This window comes from Streptomyces sp. ISL-66, from assembly GCF_018614135.1.
Lineage (GTDB): Bacteria > Actinomycetota > Actinomycetes > Streptomycetales > Streptomycetaceae > Streptomyces.
On record NZ_JAGGOW010000003.1, the window covers coordinates 23,619 to 30,130 of the forward strand.

Annotated in this window: 4 protein-coding genes and 1 pseudogene; 2 read left to right on the plus strand and 3 right to left on the minus strand. The window is 70.9% G+C overall.

Annotation, left to right across the window (positions count from 1 at the left end):
- Positions 1 to 74 precede the first annotated feature (74 nt).
- Positions 75 to 887 (plus strand): TetR/AcrR family transcriptional regulator, encoded by an 813-nt coding sequence (locus tag J7E97_RS00820; protein ID WP_215021316.1) that lies wholly within the window; start codon positions 75 to 77, stop codon positions 885 to 887.
- A gap of 115 nt (positions 888 to 1,002) precedes the next feature.
- Here the strand turns inward: J7E97_RS00820 and J7E97_RS00825 are convergent, their stop codons facing one another.
- Positions 1,003 to 1,800, minus strand: a complete 798-nt coding sequence (locus tag J7E97_RS00825; RefSeq protein ID WP_215021319.1) for a VOC family protein — start codon at positions 1,798 to 1,800, stop codon at positions 1,003 to 1,005.
- Positions 1,801 to 2,107: 307 nt separating this feature from the next.
- Positions 2,108 to 3,901, minus strand: a complete 1,794-nt coding sequence (gene argS, locus J7E97_RS00830) for an arginine--tRNA ligase (protein ID WP_215021317.1) — start codon at positions 3,899 to 3,901, stop codon at positions 2,108 to 2,110.
- 178 nt (positions 3,902 to 4,079) lie between these two features.
- Between argS and lysS the strand changes: the two genes are divergently transcribed.
- On the plus strand, positions 4,080 to 5,819 hold the full coding sequence (lysS, locus tag J7E97_RS00835) for a lysine--tRNA ligase (protein ID WP_215021318.1): 1,740 nt from the start codon (positions 4,080 to 4,082) through the stop codon (positions 5,817 to 5,819).
- A gap of 67 nt (positions 5,820 to 5,886) precedes the next feature.
- Here lysS and J7E97_RS00840 read toward each other — a convergent pair.
- Positions 5,887 to 6,512: pseudogene (locus J7E97_RS00840) on the minus strand (hypothetical protein); the annotation flags it as partial.

The window sequence follows — 6,512 nt, forward strand, 5'->3', positions numbered from 1 at the left end:
GCACCACGCCAGGGCCACCCAAGGGGCGTCGCCCGCCGGTTGTGGGTCAACGACGAGAGCGGGAGCGGGCGGCCATGGCGAAGCAGCCGGAGAGGGAACCGGTGGAAGGCACCGGGCTTCCGGCGAGCCTGGAAATGGCCTGGGGCCTGCGCGAACGCCCCGGCAAGGGGCCGCGCCCCACGCTGACGCTTCCCCGGATCGTGGAGGCGGCCGTGTCCCTCGCCGCCACCGAGGGGATGGACGCCGTCTCCATGGGCCGGGTGGCCAAGGAGCTGGGCGTCTCGACGATGTCCCTCTACCGGTACGTCACGGCGAAGGAAGAGCTCTACATCCTGATGTCGGACGCCGGCGTCGGCACCCCTCCGGAGCCGGAGCCGGAGCCGGAGCCGGAGCCCGGGCCGGGGCCCTCCGTGGGTGCGGGCGCCGGCTGGCGGAAGCTGCTGACCGACTGGGCGTACGCGCAGCGGGCCGTCCTGATGGCCAACTCCTGGATCCTGCGCATCCCGATCACCGCCCCGCCGGCCACGCCCAACCAGCTGGCCTGGATGGAACGCGGGCTCGCGGCGCTGGCCGGCACCGGCCTGGAGGAGAGCGAGAAGCTCTCCACGATCATCCTGATCGGCGGGCTCGTACGGAACGAGGCGACCATGGCCGCGGACATGATGGACGCCATCGTGAAGTCCGGGGTCTCACCGGACCAGGTCGTGGGCCAGTACGTACGCATGCTGCGGCTGCTGACCGGCCCGGACAGCCACCCGGCGCTGACGCGGCTGCTGGAATCCTCGGCGTTCACCGGCTCGGACGAGCCGGACTTCCAGTTCCGCTTCGGCCTGGGCCGCCTGCTGGACGGCCTGGCCGAACTGATCAGCGAGCGGTCCACTCCGTAAGGGCGGCCCGGGCGGCCCGGCGACGGGGCCCACAGGGGAAACGTTCCCTGTGGGCCCCGTCGCACGAGTCGGCCCCGTCACGCGCCTCGGCCCCGTCGCGCGAGCCCTGGACCGGTCAGACCGGCTGTTCCGGGGCGCTCGCCGTGATGACCGCGAACGGTGCGCCCTGCGGGTCGGCCAGGACCGCGATGCGGCCCACCGGCATGTCGAAGGCGGGGGCGAGGACGGAGGCTCCGGCGCGGACGGCGGCGGCCTGGACGCCGTCCACGTCGTCCGCGTGGAAGTACGGGAGCCAGTTCGGCGGGGTGCCGGGCGGGAGGTCCTTCAGGTCCATCATCCCGGCCACCGCGCGGCCGCCGACCTTGAACTCCGTGTACTGCGAGGCTCCCGGCATCTCGGACGCGGCCGTGGTGACCGGCAGGATGGCGGAGTAGAACGCGGACGCGGCGGCCACGTCTCCCGTGCTGAGCTCGTTCCAGATCAGGGCGCCGTGCTCGTTGACGATGCCCGCGCCGTCGAAGGTGCCGGCCTGCCACAGGCCGAACACGGCGCCGGTCGGGTCGGCGAGGACGGCCATCCGGCCGAGGTCCATGACGTCCATCGGGCCCATGACGACCCGGCCGCGCGCGTCGGTGGCCGACTTGAGGGCGGTGTCGATGGCGTCGGTGGCCAGGTACGTCGTCCACACGGTCGGCGGCATCGGGTCGGGGACGGTGCCGTCCGGGTTCATCGCCTTCATGATTCCGGCGACCGGCTTGCCCTTGAGGGTGCAGACGGAGTACCCGCCCTGCTCGGGCGGTCCGATCTCGCCCTGCCAGCCGAAGAGGTCGCCGTAGAAGTCGAGCGCGGCCTGCTGGTCGGGAACCATCAGGTCGATCCAGCACGGGGTGCCGGGCTTGTAGGGGCCGTTCATGTCGGGCACGGGGCCCTCCGTGGGTGGGTAGGGGAAGGACGGGCCGTCCCCTACCCGGCCCGTACGGCCCGAATCGGGCCGTACGGGTGTTTTACGCGAACCTCTCCGCGTACGACGCCACCTACGTAGCTCTGGCCGAAGGGCTTCAGGTGCCGCTCGTCACGTGCGACGCACGAATCGGTCGTTCCGGGAGTGCCCGGTGCAAGGTCGAGGTCTTCGGTGCGGCATAGGGCAGCGGAAAGCCCCGCCTCCCACCGGGAGACGGGGCCGCCGCGTCGAGCCGTCGGGCGCCGGAGCTTCTCGGGCGTCAGAGCTTCTCGGGGGTCCGGATGCCCAGCAGGGACATGCCCTTGGCGAGGGTGCGGGCGGTCAGCTCGCACAGGAACAGGCGGTTCTCGCCGACGACGAGCTCCGGCTCCGGCTTGATGACCGGGCACTGGTCGTAGAACGTCGTGAACAGCGAGGACAGCTGGTAGAGGTACGCCGCCACCTTGTGCGGGGCGTAGTCCGCCGCCGCTTCGGCGAGGAGGTCGCTGAAGTGGTCCAGGTGCAGGCCCAGCGCCCGCTCGGCCGGGGCCAACTCCAGCTCCGGGTGCGCGACCGGCTTGCGGTCGCCCGCCTCGCCCGCCTTGCGCAGGATGGACCTGATGCGGGCGTACGCGTACTGGAGGTACACGGACGTGTCGCCGTTCAGCGAGACCATCTGGTCCAGGTCGAACTTGTAGTCGCGCGCGGCCGAGGTGGAGAGGTCCGCGTACTTCACCGCGCCGATGCCGACCTGCCGGCCGTTCTCGACGATCTCCCGCTCGGTCAGGCCGACCTTGTCCGCCTTCTCGCGGACCACGGCCGTCGCCCGGTCCACGGCCTCGTCCAGCAGGTCCACCAGCCGGACCGTCTCGCCCTCACGGGTCTTGAACGGCTTGCCGTCCTTGCCCAGTACGGTGCCGAAGGCCAGCTGCACGGCCTTGACGCCGTCGCCGAGCCAGCCCGCCCGGCGAGCCGTCTCGAAGACCATCTTGAAGTGCAGGGACTGCCGCGCGTCCACCACGTAGATCAGCTCGGTCGCGCCCAGGTTGCCGACGCGGTCGCGGATCGCCGAGAGGTCGGTCGCCGCGTAGCCGAAGCCGCCGTCGGACTTCTGGACGATCAGCGGGGTCGGGTTGCCGTCCGGGCCCTTGACGTCGTCGAAGAACACGCAAAGGGCGCCGTTGGAGCGGACGGCGACGCCCGAGTCCTCCAGCAGCTTGCAGGTCTCGGCGAGCATGTCGTTGTAGCCGGACTCGCCGACGACGTCGGGGTCCTGGATGTCCATGTCCAGCTTGTCGAAGACGGAGTAGAAGTAGATCTTCGACTCGTCCACGAACCGCTGCCACAGCGCCAGGGTCTCGGGCTCACCGGCCTGAAGGTCCACCACCCGCGCCCGCGCACGCGTCTTGAACTCCTCGTCGGAGTCGAAGAGGCCGCGCGAGGCCTTGTACAGCCGGTTGAGGTTGGACATGGCCTCCTCGCCGGAGACCTCCGGGGACCCGGCGCCGCCCTCGGCCTTGTGGTCCAGCTCGTGCGGGTGCTCCAGCAGGTACTGGATGAGCATGCCGAACTGGGTGCCCCAGTCGCCGATGTGGTGGCGGCGGACCACCTTCTCGCCCGTGAACTCCAGGATCTCCACCATCGCGGCGCCGATCACGGCGGAGCGCAGGTGGCCGACGTGCATCTCCTTGGCGACGTTCGGCTGCGCGTAGTCGATGACCGTCGTACCCGGCTTCGCGGCGAGCGGCACGCCGAGGCGGTCGTCGGCGGCACGCGCGGCCAGCGTCTCGATGATCGCCCGGTCGGTGAGCGTGATGTTGAGGAAGCCGGGGCCCGAGACCTCGATCTCCTTGATCAGGTCACCGTGGTCGAGGCCCTCGACCACCGTGGTCGCCAGCTCGCGCGGGTTGGCCTTGGCCTTCTTCGCGAGCGCCAGGATGCCGTTGGCCTGGAAGTCGGCCCGGTCGCTTCGTCGCAGCATGGCGTCGATCGCACCGGCGTCCGGCAGGGCGGAGGCGAGTGCGTCGGCGACGCGCTGGCTGACGGAGGAAGCGAGGGAAGGGACCGAGGCCATGAGCTGCCGTTCCTGTGAGGTCGTGCTTGTGCTTGCACTTGGGTGTTCCGACAAGGACCGAGTATCCCACGCGGGGGCTGTCCGCATCCCGGGATATAGGGGCGCCGGGCAACCCCGGAGCGCCCCCTTCCGTCTGGGAGAATGGCTGAAGCCAGCATTCGAGATAGAAGGACGTGTCGTGGCTCAGAGCGCCCAGAGCAGCACCGAGACCGATTGGGTCTCCCGTTTCGCGGACGAGGTCATCGCCGAGGCGGAGCGCCGAGCCCCGGGCAAAGCCCTAGTCGTCGCGTCCGGACTCTCCCCCTCCGGCCCGATCCACCTGGGCAACCTCCGCGAGGTCATGACTCCGCACCTGGTCGCGGACGAGATCCGCCGCCGGGGCATCGAGGTCCGCCACGTCCTGTCCTGGGACGACTACGACCGCTTCCGCAAGGTGCCGGCCGGCATCCCGGGCGTGGACCCGGAGACCTACGGCCAGTACATCGGCATGCCGCTGACCTCCGTCCCCGCGCCCGCCGGCTCCGCGTACGCCTCCTGGGCCGAGCACTTCAAGGCCGCCATGGTCGAGTCGCTGGCCGAGCTGGGCGTCGAGTACGACCCCATCAGCCAGACCGAGCAGTACACGACCGGCGTCTACCGCGAGCAGATCCTGTTCGCGATGAAGCACCGCGGTGACATCGACGCGATCCTCGACCAGTACCGCACGAAGCAGAAGCCGGGCGGCAAGAAGCCGCAGCAGAAGCAGGTCGACGAGGCCGAGCTGGAGGCCGCCGAGGGTTCGGGCGCGGCCGCCGAGGACGACGGCAGCGTCGGCGAGGGCGGGTACTTCCCGTACAAGCCGTACTGCGGGCAGTGCGGCAAGGACTTCACCAAGGTCACCTCGTACGACGACGAGACGACCGAGATGACCTACGTCTGCACCGAGGACGAGTTCACCGAGACGGTCAAGCTCAGCGAGTTCAACCGCGGCAAGCTCGTCTGGAAGGTCGACTGGCCGATGCGCTGGGCCTACGAGGGCGTGATCTTCGAGCCCTCGGGCGTCGACCACTCCTCGCCCGGCTCCTCCTTCCAGGTCGGCGGCCAGATCGTGCACATCTTCGGCGGCGAGCAGCCGATCGGACCGATGTACGCGTTCGTCGGCATCAGCGGCATGGCCAAGATGTCCTCCAGCAAGGGCGGGGTCCCGACCCCGGCCGACGCGCTGAAGATCATGGAGCCGCAGCTGCTGCGCTGGCTGTACGCCCGCCGCCGCCCCAACCAGTCCTTCAAGATCGCCTTCGACCAGGAGATCCAGCGGCTCTACGACGAGTGGGACAAGCTGGAGGCCAAGGTCGCCGACGGCTCCGTGCTGCCCGCCGACGCCGCCGCGCACACCCGCGCCGTGCGCACCGCCGCCGCGGAACTGCCGCGCACCCCGCGCCCGATGGCGTACCGGACGCTCGCGTCCGTCGTCGACATCACGGCCGGCCACGACGAGCAGACCCTGCGCATCCTCAGCGAGCTGGATCCGGAGCGGCCGCTGACCTCGCTCGACGAGGTGCGCCCGCGCCTCGACCGTGCCGAGAACTGGATCACCACCCAGGTCCCGGCCGACCAGCGCACGCTGGTCCGCGAGGAGCCCGACGCGGAACTGCTGTCCTCCCTGGACGACGAGGGCCGCGAGTCGCTGCGGCGGCTCGTGGACGGGCTCGACTCGCACTGGTCGCTGGACGGCCTGACCACCCTCGTCTACGGGGTGCCGAAGGTCATGGCCGGCCTCGAGCCGGACGCCAAGCCCACGCCGGAGCTGAAGGTCGCGCAGCGCACGTTCTTCGCCCTGCTCTACCGGCTGCTCGTGACGCGGGAGACCGGGCCGCGACTGCCGACGCTGCTGCTCGCCGTCGGGGCGGACCGGGTGCGCAAGCTGCTCGCCGCGTAGCCTCCGCACGGACATGGAGAGGGCCCGCATCCTGGGGATGCGGGCCCTCTCCATTGCTGGGCGATTGCTACGCGATGTGCTCGTTCTGCAGGTCCTGCTGGTAGCGCTGCTTCAGGTCCGGCATCATCCGGCGGATCATCGTGGCGCTGCGCGGGTGCACGATTCCGTGGCGGTCCGAGAGGTATATGTCCACCTGCTCGGGGGTGGGCACCTGGTTGTTCTCCTCGATGTACCCGCGGAAGACCTCGTACGCCGCTTCGGCGAACTTGATCTCGTCGAACTCCGCATCCACGGCGGCCGCGGCCGCGGCCGCCGTCGCCTCGGCGTCGGCCCCGGCTCCGGCGGGAGCCTCCTGGCCGGGGGCCGGGACCGGGAATTCCTGCGGCTGCGGCTGCGGCTGTTCCTGCTGCTCCGGGCCCGGGCCCTGCGGGGGCATCACCGGAGTCGGTTCGAGGCCCTCCACCAGGCGCGGGTTGTAGCCGCCCTCGTACGCGGCCTGCGGGGCGCGGGGACCGGCGAACCAGGCGCTGTTGTGGGCGGCCGGCATGGCGGTGGGGTCCACCGCGAAGGCGGGGGCCTCCTGGGGCCCGTACACGGGCCCTTGCCCGCCCGGGCCCGCGGCCGGAAGGGCGGCCTGCTGCGGCTGCTGCCCGTGCTGCCCGTGCTGCCCGTGCTGTGCCTGCTGTGCCTGCT